A 235-nucleotide genomic window follows, 5' to 3' on the forward strand; every position below is an offset into this window, starting at 1 on the left:
TCTTCGTGCCCAACGCACCGGGTGAATGGATCCACCCGGAAGCCGGCGCCGTCGAGGCGATCGTCGGTGTCGCCCATGCCTGTCCTTCCGGCGCGATCACCTATCGCCGCAAGGATGGTGGACCGGAGGAGGCCGCGCCGGTGGTCAATCTGGTCAGGGTACGCGAGAACGGGCCGCTGGCCTTCAATGCCGAAATGGACATCAACGGCGAGGTGATGCTGCGGGCGACGCTTTG

General features: G+C 66.0%; 1 protein-coding gene. It reads left to right on the forward strand.

Going from position 1 to position 235, the window contains the following annotated elements:
• Nucleotides 1–235 (forward strand): (4Fe-4S)-binding protein (locus NLU14_RS22935; RefSeq protein ID WP_275710951.1); only part of this gene is annotated, 235 nt, incomplete at both ends.

Origin of the sequence: Marinobacter iranensis (assembly GCF_029207565.1) — a bacterium.
GTDB lineage: Bacteria > Pseudomonadota > Gammaproteobacteria > Pseudomonadales > Oleiphilaceae > Marinobacter > Marinobacter iranensis.